The sequence below is a fragment of the Planococcus sp. FY231025 genome, assembly GCF_052078085.1.
GTDB lineage: Bacteria > Bacillota > Bacilli > Bacillales_A > Planococcaceae > Planococcus.
Genome location: NZ_JBQJJG010000017.1, coordinates 1 through 21,508 on the forward strand (window position 1 = coordinate 1; position 21,508 = coordinate 21,508).

At 49.5% G+C, this 21,508-nt stretch carries 22 protein-coding genes; 21 read left to right on the forward strand and 1 reads right to left on the reverse strand.

The genetic code is table 11. From position 1 onward, the window contains the following. The first annotated feature begins 186 nt into the window (after positions 1-186). From ACTL32_RS18505 to rsmI, 11 genes are all read left to right on the forward strand, one after another. Entirely contained in the window at positions 187-1,611 is a 1,425-nt protein-coding gene (locus tag ACTL32_RS18505; protein WP_441342821.1) for an aminotransferase class I/II-fold pyridoxal phosphate-dependent enzyme, read from the forward strand. A 65-nt stretch (positions 1,612-1,676) separates the two neighbouring features. Further along, a complete protein-coding gene (ppx, locus tag ACTL32_RS18510) occupies positions 1,677-3,209 on the forward strand; it encodes an exopolyphosphatase (RefSeq protein ID WP_441342849.1) in 1,533 nt (510 codons plus the stop codon). A 47-nt stretch (positions 3,210-3,256) separates the two neighbouring features. Continuing rightward, a complete protein-coding gene (locus ACTL32_RS18515; RefSeq protein WP_441342850.1) occupies positions 3,257-5,356 on the forward strand; it encodes an RNA degradosome polyphosphate kinase in 2,100 nt (699 codons plus the stop codon). 556 nt (positions 5,357-5,912) lie between these two features. Then, positions 5,913-6,548, forward strand: coding sequence for a dTMP kinase (gene tmk / locus ACTL32_RS18520; protein ID WP_441342822.1), 636 nt, complete (start codon positions 5,913-5,915; stop codon positions 6,546-6,548). Between the two features lie 81 nt (positions 6,549-6,629). Continuing rightward, positions 6,630-6,959 (forward strand): cyclic-di-AMP receptor, encoded by a 330-nt coding sequence (locus tag ACTL32_RS18525; protein ID WP_204893772.1) that lies wholly within the window; start codon positions 6,630-6,632, stop codon positions 6,957-6,959. Between the two features lie 94 nt (positions 6,960-7,053). Then, positions 7,054-8,046 (forward strand): DNA polymerase III subunit delta', encoded by a 993-nt coding sequence (gene holB, locus ACTL32_RS18530; RefSeq protein WP_441342823.1) that lies wholly within the window; start codon positions 7,054-7,056, stop codon positions 8,044-8,046. A gap of 4 nt (positions 8,047-8,050) precedes the next feature. Continuing rightward, positions 8,051-8,863: a PSP1 domain-containing protein gene (locus tag ACTL32_RS18535; protein WP_441342824.1), complete on the forward strand. Its 813-nt coding sequence runs from the start codon at positions 8,051-8,053 to the stop codon at positions 8,861-8,863. Between the two features lie 10 nt (positions 8,864-8,873). After that, positions 8,874-9,233, forward strand: coding sequence for a DNA replication initiation control protein YabA (gene yabA / locus ACTL32_RS18540; protein WP_204893769.1), 360 nt, complete (start codon positions 8,874-8,876; stop codon positions 9,231-9,233). Between the two features lie 147 nt (positions 9,234-9,380). After that, positions 9,381-10,118 carry a tRNA1(Val) (adenine(37)-N6)-methyltransferase gene (locus ACTL32_RS18545; RefSeq protein ID WP_441342825.1) on the forward strand — a complete coding sequence of 246 codons (738 nt, stop codon included), beginning with the start codon at positions 9,381-9,383 and terminating at the stop codon, positions 10,116-10,118. Next, a complete protein-coding gene (locus tag ACTL32_RS18550) occupies positions 10,105-10,374 on the forward strand; it encodes a GIY-YIG nuclease family protein (RefSeq protein ID WP_441342826.1) in 270 nt (89 codons plus the stop codon). Before ACTL32_RS18545 ends, ACTL32_RS18550 begins: the two co-directional genes overlap by 14 nt. Next, complete coding sequence (gene rsmI / locus ACTL32_RS18555; RefSeq protein ID WP_441342827.1) at positions 10,371-11,240, forward strand: 16S rRNA (cytidine(1402)-2'-O)-methyltransferase; 870 nt, start codon at positions 10,371-10,373, stop codon at positions 11,238-11,240. The genes ACTL32_RS18550 and rsmI overlap by 4 nt, the downstream gene beginning before the upstream one ends. Positions 11,241-11,334: 94 nt before the next feature. On the opposite strand, the gene ACTL32_RS18560 is transcribed toward rsmI, so the two are convergent. Next, positions 11,335-11,613, reverse strand: a complete 279-nt coding sequence (locus tag ACTL32_RS18560) for an AbrB/MazE/SpoVT family DNA-binding domain-containing protein (RefSeq protein WP_377340805.1) — start codon at positions 11,611-11,613, stop codon at positions 11,335-11,337. A 334-nt stretch (positions 11,614-11,947) separates the two neighbouring features. Here ACTL32_RS18560 and metG point away from each other — a divergent pair, with 334 nt between their 5' ends. The 10 genes from metG to spoVG all read left to right on the forward strand — a co-directional run bounded on the left by metG (position 11,948) and on the right by spoVG (position 21,492). Further along, entirely contained in the window at positions 11,948-13,915 is a 1,968-nt protein-coding gene (gene metG, locus ACTL32_RS18565) for a methionine--tRNA ligase (RefSeq protein WP_441342828.1), read from the forward strand. Between the two features lie 190 nt (positions 13,916-14,105). Beyond that, positions 14,106-14,888 carry a TatD family hydrolase gene (locus ACTL32_RS18570; RefSeq protein WP_441342829.1) on the forward strand — a complete coding sequence of 261 codons (783 nt, stop codon included), beginning with the start codon at positions 14,106-14,108 and terminating at the stop codon, positions 14,886-14,888. A gap of 42 nt (positions 14,889-14,930) precedes the next feature. Further along, entirely contained in the window at positions 14,931-16,253 is a 1,323-nt protein-coding gene (locus ACTL32_RS18575; RefSeq protein ID WP_441342851.1) for a ubiquitin-like domain-containing protein, read from the forward strand. A 105-nt stretch (positions 16,254-16,358) separates the two neighbouring features. Then, the gene (gene rnmV, locus ACTL32_RS18580; RefSeq protein ID WP_204893762.1) at positions 16,359-16,919 is read left to right on the forward strand and encodes a ribonuclease M5; all 561 of its coding nucleotides are present in this window, start codon (positions 16,359-16,361) and stop codon (positions 16,917-16,919) included. Then, positions 16,916-17,797 (forward strand): 16S rRNA (adenine(1518)-N(6)/adenine(1519)-N(6))-dimethyltransferase RsmA, encoded by an 882-nt coding sequence (gene rsmA / locus ACTL32_RS18585; protein WP_441342831.1) that lies wholly within the window; start codon positions 16,916-16,918, stop codon positions 17,795-17,797. The genes rnmV and rsmA overlap by 4 nt, the downstream gene beginning before the upstream one ends. A 159-nt stretch (positions 17,798-17,956) precedes the next feature. Next, entirely contained in the window at positions 17,957-18,220 is a 264-nt protein-coding gene (gene veg / locus ACTL32_RS18590) for a biofilm formation stimulator Veg (RefSeq protein ID WP_071152415.1), read from the forward strand. 220 nt (positions 18,221-18,440) lie between these two features. Then, positions 18,441-19,304: a 4-(cytidine 5'-diphospho)-2-C-methyl-D-erythritol kinase gene (gene ispE, locus ACTL32_RS18595; RefSeq protein ID WP_441342832.1), complete on the forward strand. Its 864-nt coding sequence runs from the start codon at positions 18,441-18,443 to the stop codon at positions 19,302-19,304. A 56-nt stretch (positions 19,305-19,360) separates the two neighbouring features. Continuing rightward, positions 19,361-20,188: a pur operon repressor gene (gene purR, locus ACTL32_RS18600; protein WP_204893759.1), complete on the forward strand. Its 828-nt coding sequence runs from the start codon at positions 19,361-19,363 to the stop codon at positions 20,186-20,188. Position 20,189: 1 nt separating this feature from the next. Beyond that, the gene (locus ACTL32_RS18605; protein ID WP_204893758.1) at positions 20,190-20,567 is read left to right on the forward strand and encodes a RidA family protein; all 378 of its coding nucleotides are present in this window, start codon (positions 20,190-20,192) and stop codon (positions 20,565-20,567) included. Between the two features lie 640 nt (positions 20,568-21,207). After that, positions 21,208-21,492 (forward strand): septation regulator SpoVG, encoded by a 285-nt coding sequence (gene spoVG, locus ACTL32_RS18610; RefSeq protein ID WP_204893757.1) that lies wholly within the window; start codon positions 21,208-21,210, stop codon positions 21,490-21,492. Positions 21,493-21,508 lie beyond the last annotated feature (16 nt).

The following is a 21,508-nucleotide window of genomic DNA, read 5'->3' on the forward strand; positions in this document are numbered from 1 at the left end:
GGGTTTCCCCCTGTGAGAGTAGGACGCCGCTGGGCACATCGAAGGCCGTTACCTGAAAAGGTAGCGGCTTTTTTGTGGTTTTCTTTATAAGTCGGCCGAATTCAGGCAACCGCATGCCGCTCTTTATTCATGAAGAGGGGTTATTTCGATATAATGGAATTAAGTAAAAATGTGAGGGTGGAATATATGACATACCGTAGACCTTTAGTGGATGCCTTGATTCATTTCCAGCAGCAGCAGCCGATTTCGTTCCACGTGCCCGGCCATAAGAATGGGCAGCTGTCGGCCTTGCCGGAAGCCATCAAATCCGCCATGGCTTATGACGTTACTGAACTTTCCGGCCTGGATGACCTGCATTATCCAGAAGAAGTGATCGGGGAAGCGCAGCGGCTCTTGGCTGAAGCGTACGGCGCGGACGAAAGCTTCTTCTTGGTCAATGGCTCGACTTCAGGAAATCTGGCGATGATTCTGGCTGCTTGCGGGGAAGGAGATGCGGTCCTCGTCCAGCGTAATTCCCATAAGTCGATTTTCCATGCCCTTGAACTGGCCAAAGTATGGCCGATCTACATAGCGCCTGAATGGGACCGGGCTTCGTTGACGGCAACGGCACTGCGCTTGGAAGATGTTGAGGCGGCATATGCGGCGTATCCGGAAGCGAAAGCGCTGATCATGACATACCCTAATTATTACGGCATGGCAGGCGCCGATCTGGAGGCGATCATTTCATTTTGCCACGACAAGGGAATCGTTGTGCTCGTCGATGAAGCGCACGGCGCCCATTTTGTATTGGGCTCCCCGTATCCGCCGTCTGCGCTGGATCTTGGGGCAGACGCAGTTGTGCAGTCTGCACACAAAAGCCTGCCGGCGATGACAATGGGGTCGTTCTTGCATGTGCAGGGGCAGCTGCTCGACGCCGGGAAAATCAGAAAGTATTTGCGGATGCTGCAGTCGAGCAGCCCTTCCTATCTTATAATGGCCTCGCTTGATGATGCACGGTCATTTGTGCAGACTTATTCCCAGCCCGATAAGCGGAGCTTTGAGGACAAGCGCAGGCAGTTTCTCGGCGGGTTGAAGACCATTCCGAAACTGGAAGTGTTCGAACCGGATGATCCGTTGAAGCTGATGCTCCGCGTCGGCCATCACAGCGGCCCGCAATTAAAAAAGCAGCTTGAAGAAACCGGGATCCATGCCGAATTGGCCGATCCCCATCAAGTGCTGCTGATTTTGCCGTTGCTGAAGCATGTACATTCCTATCCTTTCGCAGAAATCCGCAGCCGCATCAAAGAAGCGGTGCGGGCGGTCCTGCAGGAAGAGCGGCTGTCAGTGGACATCAAGGTGCCAGAGCAGCAAATGATTGAAATGCCTGAACTCTCCTTTGAAGAGCTGGAAGTCGGGGAATTTGAATGGCTGCCTTATCCGAAAGCATACGGGCGGATTTCTGCCGGCACGGTGGTGCCTTATCCTCCGGGAATTCCATTGATATTGCCCGGCGAAAAGTGGACGCTTGAAAAATTGGAGAACTTGGCGGACTGCCTCGCCACGAATGCCCAGATCCAAGGGGACCATCGCTTGAGCGAAAAATTAGTCCGCGTGCTGCCTCGGGGTAGATAACTTCGGAAAAAAGGGTATGGTAGGGGTATGTTGAAATTTATAGTGTCAGGATGTGGAGAATTATGATGAACCAGGAGAAATATGCCATTGTTGATATCGGCTCCAATACCATGCGGCTTGTAGTCTATAGCCGCGACAAGAGCGGCAGGCTGACAGAAGCTGAAAACGTGAAAGCGGTCGCGCGATTGCGCAGTTATTTGTCGGCATCGGGGCGGCTCGAGGACGAAGGGATCAATGTGTTGGTCGAGACCTTGCAGAGCTTCCAGGAAATCACGCGTCATCATCAGCTTGATGAAGTGAAATGCGTCGCTACGGCAGCCATCCGCCAGGCCAATAACCAGCAGGAGATCTTGGACCGGGTGGCAGAAGAGACCGATTTCAAAGTGCGGATTTTATCGGAATATGAAGAAGCGTATTACGGCTATTTGGCCGTCGTCAACTCCACGCCGTTTTCGAGCGGCATTACGGTGGATATCGGGGGAGGGAGTACGGAACTTACCCTTTTCGAAGACCGTAAACTGGTTTATTTCCATAGTTTCCCTTTCGGGGCATTGTCGCTGAAGGAGCAATTCATTAAAAATGACATGCCGACTTCACAAGAGTTAAAAACGCTGCGAAACTTTTTGAGCAGCCAATTCCAGACGCTGCCGTGGCTGAAAGGCAAGGGGCTGCCGCTCATCGGCATCGGGGGGAGTGCCCGGAACATGGCGCAGATCCACCAGGAATTCATCGAATACCCGCTTGCAGGAATCCATCAATACAAGATGACTGCGAGCGACGTCAAAGAAATCGATTCGATGCTGCTGTCCATGGATTTTCAGGAGGTGCAGCGCGTTGAAGGATTGTCAAAAGACCGGGCTGACATCATCATCCCGGCCATTGAAGTGTTTGCGAGCCTGATGGGCCTTATCGGGACAGAAGTGTTTGCATTGAGCCGCAAAGGCTTGCGGGACGGTGTATTCTACGAGGAACTGACAAAGGACTTTGAACTGTCGGTGTTTCCGAATGTCGTAGAAGAGAGTTTCTACGAACTTGCCATCGACTATGACATCAATCTGACCCATGCAGCCCAGGTAAGCACAAATGCCATGATGATTTTGCATGAGCTCGAAAAGCAGCAGATCTTAAATGTGACGCCGAAAGACGAGAAGTTCATCCGGCTGGGGAGTGCTGTCTATAATCTAGGCACCTATATCGATGCAGAAGCAAGCCACCAGCATACATTCTATCTATTGGCCAACCGGACGATTGACGGGCTTTTGCACAAGGAGCGCCTGATTCTTGCGCTGATTGCTTCTTTCAAGAACAAGGAATTGTTCAAGCGAAATACGGCGCTTTACCAGGAATGGTTCACCAAAGAAGAAATCGCTAAATACAGCCTGTTTGGCGCGATTGTCAAATTGGCCTATAGCTTGAATGCAACAAAACGGAATGTCATTGATTGGATTGGGCTTGAACTTGAAGGCGACGCGCTGAAGTTCAATATTTATTGCCGTGGCGACTGGAAACCCGAGCAGTACCAAGCGGAAAAGCAGAAAAAGCATCTCGAAAAGCAATTGAAGAAATCGATCCAGCTCCATTTTATCGAACAGGAATAGAGATGGGAAATTGCATATAAAGGGTGGCGGAAACGTTGAATACAAAGATGAAGAATGCCATTGAACTGAATAATCCTTCTTTTTACAATAATAGGGAACTGAGCTGGCTCGCGTTCAACGAGCGGGTCTTGCAGGAAGCACTCGATGAACGCAATCCGCTCCTGGAGCGCATGAAATTCCTGGCGATTTTCAGTTCCAATTTGGATGAATTTTTCATGGTGCGCGTTGCCGGGCTGCAGGATCAGGTGAAGGTGGGGTTCAACAAGCCGGAAAACAAAGCCGGGATGACGCCTGCCCGGCAATTGAAGGAAATCGCCAACAAGACCCACCAATTAGTGGAACAGCAGTACCGGGCGCTGCAAGGCGAATTGCTGCCGCAAATGAAACAGGAAGGCGTCAGATTTTTGAAAATGGAGGATTTGAATTCGGCGGAATTGAAGGAAGTGGAAGCGCATTTTGATGAACAGATTTTTCCCGTATTGACGCCGATGGCTATCGATGCCTACCGCCCTTTCCCGATGCTGCTCAATAAAAGCATCAATTTGGCAGTAGTGCTGCGGGATAATGATGAAGAGGCGGAAAACCCGTTCAAGACGGCCATTGTCCAGATGCCGTCGGTTCTCGAACGGCTCTTCGTGCTGCAAGGGAAGTCCGGAAAAGAACGGATTGTTCTGCTCGAGGACATCATCAGTTATTTCATCAGCAAGCTGTTCCACGGCTTTTCCGTCGTCTCAGTGGCGGTGTTTCGCATCACTCGCAATGCTGATATGACGATCCATGAAGAAGGTGCCCGTGATTTATTGAAGGAAATCGAAAAAGAACTGAGGAAACGGAAATGGGGAGCGGCTGTCCGCCTCGAGGTCCAGAAAGAGGGGCTCGATCCTGAAGTGCTCGCGTATTTGATGGATGAGCTGGAAGTCCTCAAGAAAGATGTCTATGAAATCGAAGGCCCAATCGATTTGACACTGTTTTTCGGTTTTTACAAGCGTATGGCCAAAACACATGCCAAATTGATTTATGAAAGCCGCATATCTCAGCCGCCGCGGAGCCTAGCGTTCCATGAAGACATTTTCGAGAAAGTGATGGACCAGGACATCTTCCTGCATCATCCGTACGAATCCTTTGAGCCGGTGGTCGAATTCGTGTCCGAAGCGGCAGATGATCCTGAAGTACTGGCCATCAAGCAGACACTCTACAGGGTCAGCGGAGACTCGCCGATCATCAAAGCCCTGAAACGGGCGGCGGAAAAAGGCAAACAAGTCACCGTGCTGGTGGAATTGAAAGCGCGTTTCGATGAAGAGAACAACGTCCAATGGGCAAAAGAGCTGGAACAGGCCGGCTGCCACGTGATTTACGGCATGACCCACTTGAAAACCCACAGTAAAATCACGCTGATTGTCCGGAAAAAGGCGGACCATATCGACCGCTTCGTCCATTTGGGCACGGGGAATTACAATGACCAGACAGCGAAGCTATATACGGATATGAGCCTCTTCACATCCAAAAAGGAATTTGGCGTCGACGCCACCAATTTCTTCAATTACTTGAGCGGCTATACGGAAAAGCCGGAATTCCATCATTTGTCCGTTGCCCCTTTCACTATCCGGAGAGATTTCATCAACCTTATTGAAGCGGAAATCGACTGCCAGAAAAAGTTCGGCAACGGCCGCATCATTGCCAAAATGAATTCTTTGACCGACAAAGCGATTATCCGGCGGCTTTATGAAGCTTCGATTGCCGGCGTCCAGATCGATTTGATCGTTCGCGGCATCTGCTGCCTGCGTCCGGGCATCAAAGACGTCAGTGAAAATATACGCGTCCGGAGCATCGTCGGGCGGCTGCTCGAACACAGCCGGATCTATTACTTCCACTATAACGGCGAGGAAAGGACATTTTTGTCTTCGGCGGACATGATGACACGCAACATGGAAAACCGCATCGAGATCCTGTTCCCGATTTACGACAATGCCATCAAAAAACAAGTGAAGCACACGCTGGAGCTGGCACTCGAAGACAACGTCAAAGCGAGGGAACAGGACGCCAAAGGACAGTACCATTACGTGAAAAGAAAAGAAGGCGACCCCGAAATCAACAGCCAGCTGGTGCTTTATAACGAAGCATACCAAGTGGCCGAAGATGAGGATTAGGTTAGATAAAAGCGCCTGAGGGGCGCTTTTATCTGTAAACAAAGTCTGATTTGAATGAATAGAGATGTTTAAGCTTGGCCGGCTGGCCACTTCGCTTACCATGGACTCGGCTTCGCTCTCCTCGTCATTGTAAAATTATGCTCCTGTCTCTGCATCTCTGCTCTCACAGGAGAATTTCTGTGAGAGCGTCCCTTGTATCTAATCGATGAGGCAGGAGAAATAGTGCCAACTTTAACTTGCTAAGTACAAGCTCCTGGCTTCAGGATCCGCAACTGAAGGCGGCGACTCCAGCGGGAGAGCGAAGTGCCGAAATCCACTCGGACGCCAGTCCGAGTTAGTTCGGCGCAAGCCCGCGGAACGCGTCCGCCTGAAGTGGAGGATTCAGTATTTCTTTCATTTCATGCATAGGCATAAAAATTAAAAACTATTTATTCTTTTGTCTACAAGCTCAAGCGCCTTGATGGGCGCTTTTATTGTGGGTTCGCGGGCGCAAAAAGGGCCGGAATCCTGTATAGTAAAAGGAGTTTACAACACTAAGAAAACAGGTGAATGAGAAATGGGTTATTTGATTACATTGGAAGGCGGGGAAGGGTCGGGCAAGACCAGCGTCCTGAAACTGGTCGCTGATGCGCTCGAACAGCAGGGCCATTCCGTCGTCTGCACGAGGGAACCGGGAGGCATTGATATTGCCGAACAGATCCGGGAAGTCATCCTGGACCGCAGCAACACCAACATGGATCCCCGGACCGAAGCGCTATTGTACGCGGCAGCCCGCCGCCAGCATTTGGTTGAAAAAATCGTGCCGGCGCTTGAAGCAGGGGAAATCGTGCTATGCGACCGCTATATCGACAGCAGCCTGGCTTATCAAGGGCATGCCCGCGGGCTCGGCATTGATGAAATCTTTACGGTCAATAAATTCGCAATCGATCATTATATGCCGGATTTGACGCTGTATTTTGATGTGGAACCGGCAATCGGGCTTTCACGCATCGAAAAGGATGCCGGGCGGGAAGTGAACCGCTTGGACATCGAATCGGTCAAGTTTCATGAAACCGTCCGGGAAGGCTATAAGCTGCTTGTCAGCCGCTATCCGGAGCGCATCCGGGTCATCGATGCTTCGGACAGCCTGGCTGCCGTGTTCGAGAGTGCAATGGCCGAAATCACCGGTTTTATTGAAGAAATGAAGAAATGAGGCATTGGAAAGATATACAATATGCGCCTTTATTCATGGTATACTTATATAGAAGAAACAATGAAAAGGGAGTGAGTGCTGATGAAACTCGTCGTAGCAGTCGTGCAGGATCAAGATAGCAACCGTTTATCCAATGCGTTAACAAAAAATGATTTCCGGGCTACCAAGCTTGCCAGTACGGGAGGGTTTTTGCGCTCAGGAAATACCACTTTCTTAATCGGGATCGAAGACGGCCTCGTGCCGAAACTGATGGATTTAATCCGTGATAATTGCCGGGCACGCGAGCAGATGGTGGCCCCTGTCTCACCGATGGGCGGCAATGCCGATTCGTATATTCCTTATCCGGTGGAAGTTGAAGTCGGCGGCGCGACGATTTTTGTCTTGCCGATCGAGCAATTCCATCATTTCTGATAAACGCAGCAATCTCAGACATATGATGCATTAACTGCCCGTGTTCCGCTATGGATCACGGGGTTTTTTACAAAGGCTGATTGAAGGTGAAAACATGCAAAAAACAACTCAACAACTCCAGGAGCTGCAGCCGGTCGTCATGAAGCGGCTGCAAGGCGCATTCGAAAAAGACCGGCTGGCCCATGCATATCTATTTGAAGGTCCTGCAGGGGCAGGCCTGACGGAGATTACCCACTTTTTCGTCAAGCTGCTGCTCTGTGAAAATCCTTCGGAAAATGTTCCATGTGAAACATGCCGAAGCTGCCATCTCTATAATACAGGGAACCATCCGGGCATCGTTTTTATCGAACCCGATGGCCAGAACATTAAAATCGACCAGATCCGCGAGTTGATTTTCACGATGAATAAAACCGGTTTCAGTTCAGGCCGGAAAATATATGTGATTGAAGAAGCTGACCGGATGAACAATTCGTCCGCCAATGCATTGCTGAAGTTCCTGGAAGAGCCGGAGTTCAATGTCACGGCCATCCTGCTGACGGAACGGCTCAATGCCATCATGACGACCATCCGCTCACGCTGCCAAATTGTGTCTTTCCAGCCGCTGTCGCGTCCGCAAATGATTGAAACGCTATTAGCCGGAGGCATGACGGCCTCCATGGCCAACACCGTCAGCATGCTGACGCAGAGCGTGGACGAGGCCGTGCTGTTGAGTACCGATGAAGCTTTTCTTCAACAGCGCAAAATTGTGTTAAAATTGGTAGAGGCGGTCAGCAGCAATGTCCACGAAGCGCTTTTGCTGATCCAAGCCGAGTGGCTGCCGATATTTAAAGAAAAAGAAGATGCCGAAAGAGGGCTCGACATGTTATTATTTGCATATCGGGACATCGCTTCGGCAAAAGCAGGTCTTGAGACTGCACGAACGTATCCGGATATGGAACAAACTTGGAAGCAGATGGCGCTTCATCGTTCTTTTGCGGTGCTTTCGAAGCAATTGCAGGCGATATTACAGGCCAAACAGCAATTGCCCCGCAATATGAACCGGACGCTGCTGATGGAGCAGTTAATGCTGAATCTGCAGGAGGGGTAGACGAGTGTATAATGTCATAGGTGTCCGCTTTAAAAAAGCGGGTAAAATATATTATTTCGATCCGGGCGAATTTGCGATCAACAAAGACGATTACGTCATTGTCGAAACAGCCAGAGGAGTCGAATACGGAAAAGTTGTTGTGCCGGTGAAGGCGGTCGATGAGAACGATGTCGTCCTGCCGCTGAAGCAAGTGCTGCGTGTAGCGAACGATCGCGACCGCCAGCAGGTGGAAGAAAACCGGCTTGAAGCCGGACGTGCTTTTGAAATGGGCACAGACAAGATCGAAGAACACCGGTTGGAAATGAAACTGGTGGATGTGGAATATACATTTGACCGCAATAAAGTCATTTTCTATTTCACGGCGGAAGGGCGCGTCGATTTCCGTAACTTGGTAAAAGACTTGGCATCGATTTTCCGTACGCGCATCGAGCTTCGCCAAATCGGCGTGCGCGATGAAGCGAAGATGCTCGGCGGCATTGGTCCGTGCGGACGCATGCTTTGCTGTTCAACATTTTTAGGCGATTTTGAACCGGTATCGATCAAAATGGCGAAAGACCAGAACTTGTCGCTGAATCCTTCGAAGATTTCAGGCTTGTGCGGAAGGCTCATGTGCTGCCTGAAATACGAGAATGACGAATACGAAACCGCCAAGAAAGAAATGCCGGATGTCGGCACACGCGTATCGACGCCGGACGGCGACGGGCGTGTCGTCAGCATGAATATCCTGGAGCGTGTCTTGAAAGTCCGGCTGGCTGAGCAGGAACAGACACTTGAATACGCATTAAGTGAGATAATGGACCAAGGAACGAGAGCGTGAGGTGGTTTAATTGAAGGATAAGAACTTTTTAGACACGGTGATGGATTTTGAACAGCAATTGGAGTCCATGCAAGAGCAATTCCGGGAATTGAAAGCGGTCGTCGCCCATACGATGGAAGAGCATCATGCGCTCCAGTTGGAAAATCACCATTTGCGTGCGCGCCTTGATGAACTCCATCAGAAAGTTCCGGAAGCGGTGGCAGCCGATCCGGTGAAGCTGAAAAAAGCTGTAATGGATATCGGCGAAGGCTATGACAACTTGGCGCGCCTGTATCACGAAGGCTATCATGTGTGCAATGTTCATTTCGGCAGCTCGAGAAAAGGCGACGATTGCCTGTTCTGCCTGTCATTCCTGAACAAACAGAATTGAAAAGCAGCGGGGCCGTTTCGCCGTCCATCAGCCAGCCTTATGGAAGGGTCTGATGTGCCGGGATTTCGGCAGCCGCAATTAAAGGAATAAAGGCTTCCGACACCCCGTGTGGCGGCGGCCTTTTGTTATGTGTGAGGAGTTGAAACCATGTTATTGGACGATGAACGTTTGGATTATTTGCTGGCGGAGGATTTGCGGATCATCCAGAGCCCGTCGGTATTTTCGTTTTCACTGGATGCCGTGCTGCTCGCCCGCTTTGCCTATGTACCGCTGAAACGCGGGAAGATTGTCGATTTGTGTACAGGAAACGGCGCCATTCCGCTGTTTCTCAGTGCCCGCACCGAAGTTCCCATCATCGGGGTGGAGCTGCAGGAGCGCCTTGCACAGATGGCCACGCGGAGCATTGCATACAACAACCTCAGCGACCGCATTTCTGTCATTCAAGGCGACGTCAAAGAAATCCCGGCGCAGCTCGGTTTTGAAAAATACGATGTCGTGACATGCAATCCGCCTTATTTTCCTGCCCATGAAATGAGCGATAAAAACATCAGCGAACATATGGCAATTGCCCGGCATGAACTCCATTTGACGCTCGACGAATCAGTGGAAGCCGCGAGCAAGCTGTTGAAACAGGGCGGCAAGGCGGCATTTGTCCACCGGGCCGGCCGGCTGATCGACATCATCACCGCGATGCGCGCCAACCGCCTGGAGCCGAAACGGGTCCGCCTTGTCTATCCGAAGGCCGGAAAAGAGGCGAATACGCTGCTGATCGAAGGCATCAAAGACGGCAAACCGGATCTGAAAATCCTGCCGCCGCTGATTGTCTACGGCGAGGACGGGGAATACACAGAAGAAGTGAGAGCGCTGCTTTATGGAAACAGCTAAGCATTTCTTCTATGTGCTCGAATGCGCAGACGGCTCTTTTTACGCCGGATATACCAACGATCTCGATAAGCGCCTCGATGCCCATAACGCCGGGAAAGGCGCGAAGTATACCCGCGCCAGGGGACCGGTTGAATTGATCTATCAGGAAAGCTTCAGCACGAAACCCGCAGCAATGAAGGCGGAATATGCTTTCAAACAATTGTCGAAAGCCCAGAAAATCCGCTATATTGCCGAAGGAAAGGAAGATGGCGAATGAAATCGCAAAAAAGCTTTCAGGAACAAGGAGCGACGCTGTATCTGGTGGCAACGCCGATCGGCAATCTCGAAGACATGACCGTCCGGGCCATCCGGATCTTGAATGAAGTGGATGTCATTGCAGCGGAAGACACCCGCAATACAAAAAATCTCTGCAATTATTTCGATATCCAGACGAAACTGGTCAGCTATCATGAACACAATCAGGAAAGCGGAGGCTATAAAATCTTGTCGTACCTGCAGGACGGGAAATCCGTAGCGCTTGTCAGCGATGCTGGCATGCCCTGCATTTCCGACCCCGGCGAAGACATCGTCAAGAAGGTGCTGGCAGAAGGTTTTCCGGTCGTGCCGATTCCGGGGGCGAATGCCGCTCTGAGTGCATTGATTGCTTCGGGAATCACGCCGCAGCCGTTCCTGTTTTTCGGCTTTCTGCCGCGCGGAAAGAAAGAGCGGCAGAGCGAACTTGAAGTGCTTAGCCAGAAGCAGGAAACGCTGATTTTCTACGAGGCGCCTCACCGCCTGAAGGACAGCTTGAAAAACATGCAAAAAGCGTTCGGTGCGGAGCGGCAAATCGTTCTGGCGCGGGAAGTCACGAAAAAATTCGAAGAATTCCTGCGCGGGACAGTGGAGGAAGCAGCCGAATGGGCAGACGCCAATACAATCCGCGGCGAATTTTGCATTGTGGTGGAAGGGAATGCGTCGCCTGAACCGGTAGAAGCCGAAGCCTGGTGGGAGCACCTGTCGATTGCCGAGCACATAGAGGCCGTGATGGAAGAAAAGAACCTGTCTTCCAAAGAAGCGATCAAGGAAGTGGCGAAAGAGCGCGGCTTGCCGAAACGCGACGTCTACCAGGAATACCATGTATAAGAAAAGCGCAGCGCCCGTTGAATTTGCGAACTGGCGTCTGGCCAGAAAAAACCCCGGAACGCCATGGCGTTCCGGGGTTAAACTATATCAGAATTTATTTTTTTAGGTTGCTTTGAATTTCTTTTACAAGCATCTCTGCGCCTTCTGGGCTTAGAATCAATTTACCGCCGACAAGCTGCATGTTTTCATCCGAAACTTCTCCGGTTACTGCACATGTCATGTTCGGCAAGTATTTTTTCAAGATAATTTTATCGTCATCTACGTAAATTTCCAATGCATCTTTTTCTGCAATTCCCAATGTACGGCGCAATTCGATTGGAATTACCACACGGCCCAATTCGTCGACTTTACGGACAATACCTGTTGATTTCATATTCATTCTCTCCCCTCAAATTTGTCGGATGTTTTCGTCAAAATTCGACAATTACCACTTCCTGTCATAAATCATACCAAGTACTGGCAATTAGGTCAATAAAAAACTATCCCATTCATAATAATTTTTACGAATTTGTGACATCAATCTGCTATTAATATTGATTTTCTCCTTCTAATTTCCAATGACACTAAAAATAGGGAGGGAATATAAAGAAAATAACTATTCCGAATTATTAGATTTTGTCGAAAACCATCTTGTGAATTGAAAGATTGTACAAAAAGGGGGACTTCGTTAAAATAAGAACTATACCAAAAAACTGGAGGAATTTTTCGTGACTGCTAAAACCAATACTTTCTATTTAACGACTCCGATTTATTATCCAAGCGGAAAATTCCATATCGGAACGGCTTATACGACTGTGGCTTCTGATGCGATGGCGCGTTACAAGCGGCTGAAAGGCTTTGATGTCCGTTTCTTGACGGGCATGGATGAACATGGCCAGAAAATCGAGGAAAAAGCGCAGGAAGCCGGAAAGGATCCGCAAGCGTATGTTGATGAAATGGCAGAAGCTGCGAAAAGCGTCTGGTCGGTCATGGACATTACGTATGATGATTTTATCCGTACAACAGAAGAGCGCCATAAAAAGAGCGTCGAAAAGATTTTCCAGACGTTTCTGGACAATGGCGATATCTACAAAGGGGAGTATGAGGGCTGGTATTGCACCCCTTGTGAATCGTTCTATACGGAAGGCCAGCTTGTAGACGGCAATTGCCCGGACTGCGGCCGCCCTGTGCATAAAGTGAAAGAAGAGTCGTATTTCTTCAATATGAAGAAATATGCCGGCCGCCTGCTCGATTATTACGAGAACCATGCCGAGTTCATCGAACCGGAATCGCGCAAAAACGAGATGATCAACAACTTTATCAAGCCGGGGCTGGAAGACCTTTCGGTATCGCGCACCTCGTTCGACTGGGGGATCCCGGTTCCTGGAGATCCGAAACACGTCATCTATGTGTGGGTCGACGCATTGTCGAATTACATCACGGCCCTCGGGTATGGATCGGAAAACGAAGAGCTGTTCAACCGGTACTGGCCGGCGGATGTCCATGTCGTCGGCAAGGACATCGTCCGCTTCCATACAATCTACTGGCCGATTTTCCTAATGGCGCTTGATCTGCCGCTGCCGAAGAAAATCTTCGCGCACGGGTTCATCATGATGAAAGACGGCAAGATGTCGAAATCCAAAGGCAATGTCGTATATCCGGAAATGCTGGTGGAACGCTACGGCTTGGATGCGACACGTTATTTCCTATTGCGTGAGCTGCCGTTCGGTTCAGATGGCGTCTTCTCGCCGGAATCCTTTATCGAGCGCACGAACTATGACTTGGCCAACGACCTCGGGAATTTATTGAACCGTACGGTTTCGATGATCAATAAATACTTCGGCGGAGAAATCCCGCAAATTGACGGATATGTGACTGAATTTGATGAGACACTCCAGAAAGTGGCGAAGCAAACAGTCGAAGTGTACGAAGAGCATATGGAAAAAATGCAGTTCAGCATCGTCTTGAGTGAATTATGGATGTTGATTTCACGGACCAATAAATACATCGATGAAACGCAGCCGTGGGTGCTTGCAAAAGACGAAGAACTGAAAGGCCACTTGGCTTCCGTGATGGGGCATCTGGCAGAAAGCCTCCGCATGACAGCGGTTATGCTCCAGCCGTTCTTGCCGAATGCGCCGAAGCAGATTGTTGAACAGCTTGGCCTGACGCAGGATGCGCTTGCATGGGAGACGCTCGGGCGCTTCGGCCAGATTCCTGCAGGCACCAAGGTGGCAGCGAAAGGGACGCCGATTTTCCCTCGCCTGGAAGTAGAGCCGGAAGTGGCGTATATCCGCGATCAGATGCGCGGGACGCCAGAACCTGCGGAAACCGAGAAAGCGGAGAAGGCGGCGCCTGAGAAACCCGACGTGCCGGAAATCTCCATCGAAGAATTCATGAACGTGGACCTTCGCGTGGCAACCGTAACTGCATGTGAAGCGGTGCCGAAAACCTCGAAGCTGCTGAAGCTCCAGCTGGATATGGGCTATGAGGAGCGGCAAGTCGTCTCCGGGATTGCCGAGCATTACAAGCCGGATGAGCTGGTCGGAAAGAAAGTGGTGGTTGTCGCCAATTTGAAACCGGTCAAGCTGCGCGGGGAATTGTCGCAAGGAATGATTCTTGCGGGTGAACAAGACGGGTATCTGACGCTTGCCGCTGTGGATGAAAAATTGCCGAACGGCGCAAAAATAAAATAATAGAATGCCTTAGCCGTCCTCCTTTTTAAGGAAGGACGGTTTTTTATTTGGATTTTTTTGGGCTAAATATGACCGCATACAGGAAAAATGATATATAAAAAACATGTTTTGTTATGCAACTGTAATGTAGGTGTGAAGAAAGACACGGAATAAAACATTAAAATAAGGATTAATGTGAGGAGAATGCGTGATGTTCATAGATACCCATGTACATTTAAATGCAGACCAGTACGATGAAGATTTAAACGAGGTTATCGACAGAGCTTTGGAAAACAATGTTACAAAAATGATTGTCATTGGGTTTGATCGCAAAACGATCCAACGGGCCATGGAGCTTGCCGAGAAATACGAGTTTATATACGCAGTGGTCGGATGGCACCCGGTGGATGCCATCGATTGCACAGAGGAAGACCTGAAATGGATTGAAGAGCTGGCAGCCCATAAGAAAGTGGTCGCCATCGGGGAAACCGGATTGGATTACCACTGGGACAAATCGCCGAAAGAAGTTCAGCAGGAAGTGTTCCGCAAGCAGATCCGCTTGGCGAAAAAAGTGAAATTGCCGATTATCATACATAATCGAGACGCAACAGAAGACGTCCTCCGCATTTTGAAAGAAGAAGATGCAAAGGAAGTCGGCGGCGTAATGCATTGCTTTGGCGGCAGTGTAGAAACGGCGCGTGAAAGCATCGCCATGAACTTCATGATTTCACTTGGCGGACCGGTCACATTCAAGAATGCCAAAAAGCCGAAAGAAGTGGCGGAAGCCATCGGCCTTGAACACCTTTTGATTGAAACGGACGCACCCTATCTTGCGCCCCATCCTTACCGGGGCAAACGCAATGAGCCATCCTATGTTCCCCTTGTCGCGGAAGAAATTGCTCGGCTGAAAAATGTTTCAGTGGAAGAAGTGGCAGAAGCCACTACACGAAATGCAGAACAGTTTTTCAAGTTAACGGACAACGCAGCGAAATAGCCGCAATCGTTTGGTTTGACACCTTGAATTCGAGACTTTATAATCACTCAAGTGAATGAGGAGGAGTTATTTTTGACAAAATTAACAAATAATAGAAAGTCAATTATTGTTACGATTGCTACAGTATTGATGTTCGCAGCGGTCTTGACGTTTGCAATTTATGAAGGTACGAAAAATACCGTCACAATGACAGCCAATGGAGAAAAGACCGAAGTGAAGACGCATGCTGAAACGGTCGGAGACTTTTTGGAAGAGCAGGAAATTGAAGTTTCCGAGCATGATTTCCTAAGCCAGCCTGCAGACGCTGCGATTGAAGAAGATGTCGCGCTCGAATGGGAAAAGGCTAAAGAATATACGATAAATATTGATGGCAAGAAGACCGCCGCTTGGACGACGGACAATCAAGTAAAGGATATTCTGGCCAAAGCGGATATCAAAACAACGGAACATGATAAAGTATCACCTGGATTAGATGAAAAAGTAGATGCGGATACAGCTATTTCTGTAGAAAAAGCATACGAGGTAACAATCTTGGATGGTTTGGAAAAGAAAAAGGTATGGTCCACTTCGACTACGGTCGCTGGCTTTTTAAAGCAGAACAAGATTTCTTTAGGCGAACTTGACCGAGTTGAAAATGGAATGGATGAAATGGTCGTTCCAAATTCCGAAGTAAAAGTGGTTCGTGTAGAAAAGGTCACCGATGTAGTTGAGGATTCTGTAAAATTCGCTGAAGTAACGAAGAAGGATTCTTCGATTCTGAAAGGGAAAGAAAAACTTGTCCAAAAAGGTGAAAATGGCGTTGTTGCCAAAACTTTCGAAGTGGTGAAAGAAAACGGCAAAGAAGTAAAACGTGAATTGAAAAGCGAAAAAACAGTTAAAGAAGCGAAAAAACAAGTGAAAGCTGTCGGCACAAAAGTAGTCGTAGCAAGCGTATCGCGCGGAGCGAAACAACCGGCTCCGAAAGCGGCGACGGCATCAACCAGCAAAGCGGCGCCAGCGCCGCAGCAGGCAGCAGCACCTAAACAAGCAGCACCGGCGCCTAAAAAGGCAGCAGCTCCAGCAGGAGAGCCGGCAGGCAGAGAACTTTACGTGTCCGCTACGGCATACACAGCATTCTGTGCAGGCTGTTCAGGCATTACAGCAACCGGCATCAACTTGAAAGCGAATCCGGGCCTTAAAGTCATCGCAGTAGATCCAAGCGTTATTCCGCTCGGCTCGAAAGTATGGGTGGAAGGTTATGGCTATGCAGTAGCCGGAGACACTGGCGGGGCTATCAAAGGAAACAAAATCGATTTGTTCATGCCGAATAAATCCGATGCTTTGGCATTCGGACGCAAACAAGTAAAAGTCAAGATTCTTAATTGATAAGAGGCGCGAAAGGCTTTCTTGGGGATTCCCGGGAAAGCCTTTTACATATTTGCCGCCCGGCGTGTAGAATGAAACAAGAAGTGCGTGAAATGAGGAAGACAGATGAAAATAAGCGAAATTATAGTAGTTGAAGGAAAAGACGACACGGTGGCAGTCAAACGCGCCGTCGAAGCGGATACGATTGAAACGAACGGATCGGCGATATCCAAGTCGACGCTCGAACAAATCGCCCATGCCCAGCAGAAGCGGGGCGTCATTGTTTTTACCGATCCCGATTATCCCGGCCAGCGAATCCGTGCTATTATTGAAGAACATGTGCCGGCCGTCAAGCATGCCTTTTTGGCGAAAGAAAAAACGATTGCGAAAAACGGCAAAGGGCTGGGCATCGAACATGCAGCAGATGAGGACATCCGGGAAGCGCTGGCGTCCGTCTACACGCCGCTCCAAAGGGAGCGCGAAGTGGACATTACGATGGAAGACTTGATCGATGCAGCGCTTGTAGCGCATCCTCAGGCGAAACAGCGGCGATCCCGCCTGGGCGAAATGCTCCAAATCGGCTACACCAACGGCAAACAGCTGCAGAAGAGACTCCACATGTTCGGCATCTCGAAACAGCAATTCATAGAAGCAGTAATGGCTTTAAATCAGGAGGAACAGCAATGAACAAGGATATAGCCACACCGATCCGCACACAGCAGATCATGGCGAAACACGGGTTGACGGTGAAAAAAAGCCTCGGGCAGAACTTTTTGATCGACCCGAACATATTAAGGAAAATTGTCGGCAAAGCGAACCTGACCAAGCAGTCGGCAGCCATTGAAATCGGCCCGGGAATCGGCGCTTTGACGGAACATTTGGCACGGGATGCCGGAAAAGTGCTGGCCTTTGAAATCGACCAGCGGCTTTTGCCCGTCCTGGCCGATACCTTATCCCCATACGATAATGTTTCAATCATCCATTCGGATATCTTAAAGGCTGACGTACGGGCAGCCATCGAAAGCGAACTTGCCGGCTATGACGATATCATGGTCGTGGCGAATCTGCCTTATTACGTAACCACGCCGATCATCATGAAGCTGCTCCTTGAAAAGCTGCCGATCCGCGGATTGGTGGTCATGCTGCAGAAGGAAGTGGCAGAGCGCATTACCGCAAAACCCGGCACGAAAGCATATGGTTCATTGTCCATCGCCATCCAGTACTACACAGAAGCCGAGATGGCGCTGACCGTACCGAAGACAGTCTTTATGCCGCAGCCGAACGTCGATTCTGCCGTCATCCGCATGATCAAGCGCACCGAGCCGATCGTCAAAGTCATCGATGAAGATTTCTTCTTCACGGTCACGCGCGGGTCGTTCGTCCAGCGGCGGAAAACCATATTGAATAATCTGCAAAGCGCCATGCCGAACGGCAAAGAAAAGAAAGAATTGATCTTAAAAGCGCTGGAAGAAGCAGGAATCGATCCGGCAAGACGCGGCGAGACCTTGTCCATCCAGGAGTTCGGGCTGCTGTCCGATAAATTGCATCCTTATTTTAAGGAATAAAGCAATTTTTGTAACAAAAGTGGCACATCTTGCTTTGTTTCGCTGTTATTTCGAATAAAAAAATATTGACATTAGCCTAAGAACGCTGATAAAATTAGAAATTTGCTTGACGAAATGGTCAAATTCTGTTAAACTTTGTCTATAGTGAGGTGTAGACAAATGCCCAAAACTTTGGCGGATATTAAAAAATCGTTAGACCTGCATTTAGGAAAGCGATTGCTTTTGAAGGCAAATGGAGGACGCAAGAAAACGGTCGAACGTGCCGGAATCCTGCGCGAAACGTACCACTCCGTGTTCGTGATCGAGCTTGACCAAGATGAGCATGCATTTGAACGCGTGTCTTACAGCTACGCAGACATCTTAACAGAAGCAGTAGAAATTACTGTGTATGAAGGAACAGAAGACGCACTTGTTGTTAAATAATGAACTATATTGATATTCTTAGTTGAAAAACTCACCGCCTGTACCCACAGACGGTGAGTTTTTTTGGTTTCTGCAGAACGGCAGCCGTGTTTGCTTGAATGCTTGCCTGTCGAACCTTTACGGCCGTTTCCGCTTTTCTTCTTTATATTGCGCCATTCGTCCCGCAGCGGCCGTCGTGTGTTAAAATAGTTTTCATTAGACTATAAAAGGAGGCAGTGGGATGCTCTACGTAAAAGCACCTGCCAAAATCAACTTAACTTTGGATGTTTTATTTAAGAGGCCGGACAACTATCATGAAATCGAAATGATCATGACAACTGTGGACTTGGCCGACCGCATCGGCCTCAAGGCCACGGAAAGCGGCATACATATTGAATCGGCCGACCGTTTCGTGCCGAACGATTCTCGCAACTTAGCCTATCAGGCGGCCAAGCTCTTGAAAGATACTTTCGGCATCAAATCCGGGGTCATCATTTCATTGGAGAAGCAGATTCCTGTGGCCGCAGGGCTTGCCGGAGGGAGCAGCGATGCAGCAGCGACTTTGAAAGGCTTGAACCAGCTGTGGCAGTTGAATCTGTCTTTGGATGAACTGGCCGAGCTCGGCGCGAAAATCGGCTCTGATGTATCCTTCTGTGTATACGGGGGGACGGCGCTTGCAAAAGGGCGCGGTGAAATCATCGAGGAGCTTCCGGCACCGCCAAACTGCTGGGTCATTTTGGCAAAGCCGACCATCGGCGTCTCGACCGCGGATGTGTACGGAGCTTTTGATGCTGCTAAAGCGCATCATCCGAACACGGCGGGGATGATCAAAGCGCTCGAAGATGGAGACTACCAGGCGATGTGCGATAATCTGGGGAATGCCCTTGAAAGCGTGACGTTGGGGATGCATCCCGAAGTGGCACAGATCAAGGACCAGATGAAGAAGTTCGGGGCGGATGCAGTGCTGATGAGCGGCAGCGGCCCGACCGTCTTTGGGCTGGTACAGCAAGAAGCACGGATTCCCCGGATCTACAATGGCTTACGCGGGTTCTGCGGAGAAGTTTATGTGGTCCGCCTGATCGGGGAACGGGAGATGCTTGCCTAAAAGCGTACATTTATGGTAAGTTTTCTATAAATTATTCGTGTTTAGGAGAGTGTACAATGAAGTGGAAGCGCAGTGAACGGTTAGTTGATATGACACATTATTTATTGGAACATCCACATAAGCTGATCCCGCTTACATATTTTGCCGATATCTATGATTCCGCAAAGTCTTCCATCAGCGAAGATTTGGGGATTGTCAAAGAGACGTTTGAAGACCGGGGAATCGGGTTATTGATGACTGTGCCGGGAGCCGCTGGAGGAGTCAAATATGTTCCGAAGCTGCACGAGGATGAAATCAGGGAAATCATGGGCGAATTGATTGAAGAACTGAGCCATTCCGACCGGCTGCTGCCGGGCGGCTATCTGTACATGACGGACGTTCTTGGCAATCCCGGCATGATGAACCGGGTTGGCAAGGTATTCGCCACGGCATTTGCAGATGAGAAGATCGATGTCATCATGACGGTCGCCACCAAAGGGATCCCCATTGCTCATGCCATTGCCCGCCACCTGAATGTACCGGTCGTCATTGTGCGGCGGGACAGCAAAGTGACGGAAGGATCTACAGTCAGCATCAATTATGTATCGGGCTCCTCGCGCCGCATCCAGACAATGGTGCTGTCGAAACGGAGCATGAAGAGCGGGCAGCGCGTGCTGATCACCGACGACTTCATGAAAGTCGGCGGAACCATGAACGGCATGAAAAACCTGCTCGAGGAATTCGATTGCACCCTCGCCGGCGTTGCGGTGCTTGTGGAAGCAGAACATGCCGACGAGCGGCTTGTCGAAAAATATTTATCTCTTGTCAAATTGCATGAAGTCAGCGAAAAAGAACGGACCATTGCGTTAGAAGAAGGAAACTACTTTACTAATGGAGGTTTTTGATATGAAATTCGTAGCAACAGACCAAGCAGCAGCGGCAATCGGGCCTTATTCACAAGGTGTCATTGCAGGCAATATGTTTTACAGTTCCGGCCAGATCCCTTTGACTCCTGCCGGTGAACTTGTCGAAGGGACGATTGAAGAGCAGGCGCACCAAGTTTTCGCCAATCTGAAAGCGGTCCTCGCAGAAGCGGGTTCTTCGCTTGGCCAAGTGGTCAAGACGACCGTGTTCATCAAAGATATGAACGACTTTGCCGCTTTGAATGAAGTATATGCTTCGTATTTCGGCGACCACAAGCCGGCGCGTTCGACTGTTGAAGTGGCACGCTTGCCAAAAGATGCAAAAGTTGAAATTGAAGTTATCGCCTTGATCTCGCAATAAGGCTGTAATTGAATAATTGGAAAAAACGCCATGGCCAAAGAGCCATGGCGTTTTTTTAGGTCGCTGAGAAACCATCTAGAAATAAGTTGATGGAGTAAACGATCTCTTTATACCGCTTCGGCGCTCTGGGCAAGGCTCTTGCCATGAGCCGAGAAGGACACTCGTCTCATAGCGTCGCCTAGCCCGTGGACGCGCCTGCGCTGGTGCAGTTCACTGCAAGCTGATAATTTCACCTATTTAGCAGTGCTATCTAAGATATGGAGCAAAAAGCGGAGACGCCAGCGGGGCAGCGTAGCGACGAGCGCATAGCGCGCAGGAGCACAGGGGTTTTACGGAGCTGTTTTGCGGAATATCGGCTGATCAATCAATCAAGGAAGATACTTTGTAGCTTTCTTACCAAGTTCCAAAAACGTCATGGCCACAGAGCCATGGCGTTTTTTCGCGTTTCAGCTATTCCATACAGGCTCTTTTTCCTTGAAAATCTGAAAGAAACCCAGAACTTCTGCAACTAAAGATATAATAAGGGAGCATTGATTTAATTTTCTAATAAATAACGGATTTTTTGAAGGAGTCTCGCGATTGGAAGCGAATTACATAAATAGCATCAATTATTACATCCTAGATGAGAGGTGGTGAGAGAATGGAAGTAACCGATGTAAGGCTGCGGCGCGTTCAAACCGAAGGGCGGATGCGGGCGATCGCTTCCATCACGCTGGACAACGAATTTGTGGTGCATGATATCCGGGTGATTGACGGCAACGACGGGCTTTTTGTAGCAATGCCAAGCAAACGGACGCCGGACGGCGAGTTCCGGGATATTGCGCATCCGATCAACTCGGGCACGCGCAATAAACTGCAAGAAGCGATTTTAACAGCATACGCACAGAGCGAGGATGAACCGGTTTTGGAAGAAGCCGGAGCATAAACGCGCCACCTCATGA

Coding starts and splice junctions, on each gene's coding strand:
- ACTL32_RS18505 (WP_441342821.1), top strand. CDS start 187: ATGACATACCGTAGACCTTTAGTGGATGCCTTGATTCATTTCCAGCAG.
- ppx (WP_441342849.1), top strand. CDS start 1,677: ATGAACCAGGAGAAATATGCCATTGTTGATATCGGCTCCAATACCATG.
- ACTL32_RS18515 (WP_441342850.1), top strand. CDS start 3,257: ATGAAGAATGCCATTGAACTGAATAATCCTTCTTTTTACAATAATAGG.
- tmk (WP_441342822.1), top strand. CDS start 5,913: ATGGGTTATTTGATTACATTGGAAGGCGGGGAAGGGTCGGGCAAGACC.
- ACTL32_RS18525 (WP_204893772.1), top strand. CDS start 6,630: ATGAAACTCGTCGTAGCAGTCGTGCAGGATCAAGATAGCAACCGTTTA.
- holB (WP_441342823.1), top strand. CDS start 7,054: ATGCAAAAAACAACTCAACAACTCCAGGAGCTGCAGCCGGTCGTCATG.
- ACTL32_RS18545 (WP_441342825.1), top strand. CDS start 9,381: ATGTTATTGGACGATGAACGTTTGGATTATTTGCTGGCGGAGGATTTG.
- ACTL32_RS18550 (WP_441342826.1), top strand. CDS start 10,105: ATGGAAACAGCTAAGCATTTCTTCTATGTGCTCGAATGCGCAGACGGC.
- rsmI (WP_441342827.1), top strand. CDS start 10,371: ATGAAATCGCAAAAAAGCTTTCAGGAACAAGGAGCGACGCTGTATCTG.
- ACTL32_RS18560 (WP_377340805.1), bottom strand. CDS start 11,613: ATGAAATCAACAGGTATTGTCCGTAAAGTCGACGAATTGGGCCGTGTG.
- ACTL32_RS18570 (WP_441342829.1), top strand. CDS start 14,106: ATGTTCATAGATACCCATGTACATTTAAATGCAGACCAGTACGATGAA.
- rnmV (WP_204893762.1), top strand. CDS start 16,359: ATGAAAATAAGCGAAATTATAGTAGTTGAAGGAAAAGACGACACGGTG.
- rsmA (WP_441342831.1), top strand. CDS start 16,916: ATGAACAAGGATATAGCCACACCGATCCGCACACAGCAGATCATGGCG.
- veg (WP_071152415.1), top strand. CDS start 17,957: ATGCCCAAAACTTTGGCGGATATTAAAAAATCGTTAGACCTGCATTTA.
- ispE (WP_441342832.1), top strand. CDS start 18,441: ATGCTCTACGTAAAAGCACCTGCCAAAATCAACTTAACTTTGGATGTT.
- purR (WP_204893759.1), top strand. CDS start 19,361: ATGAAGTGGAAGCGCAGTGAACGGTTAGTTGATATGACACATTATTTA.
- ACTL32_RS18605 (WP_204893758.1), top strand. CDS start 20,190: ATGAAATTCGTAGCAACAGACCAAGCAGCAGCGGCAATCGGGCCTTAT.
- spoVG (WP_204893757.1), top strand. CDS start 21,208: ATGGAAGTAACCGATGTAAGGCTGCGGCGCGTTCAAACCGAAGGGCGG.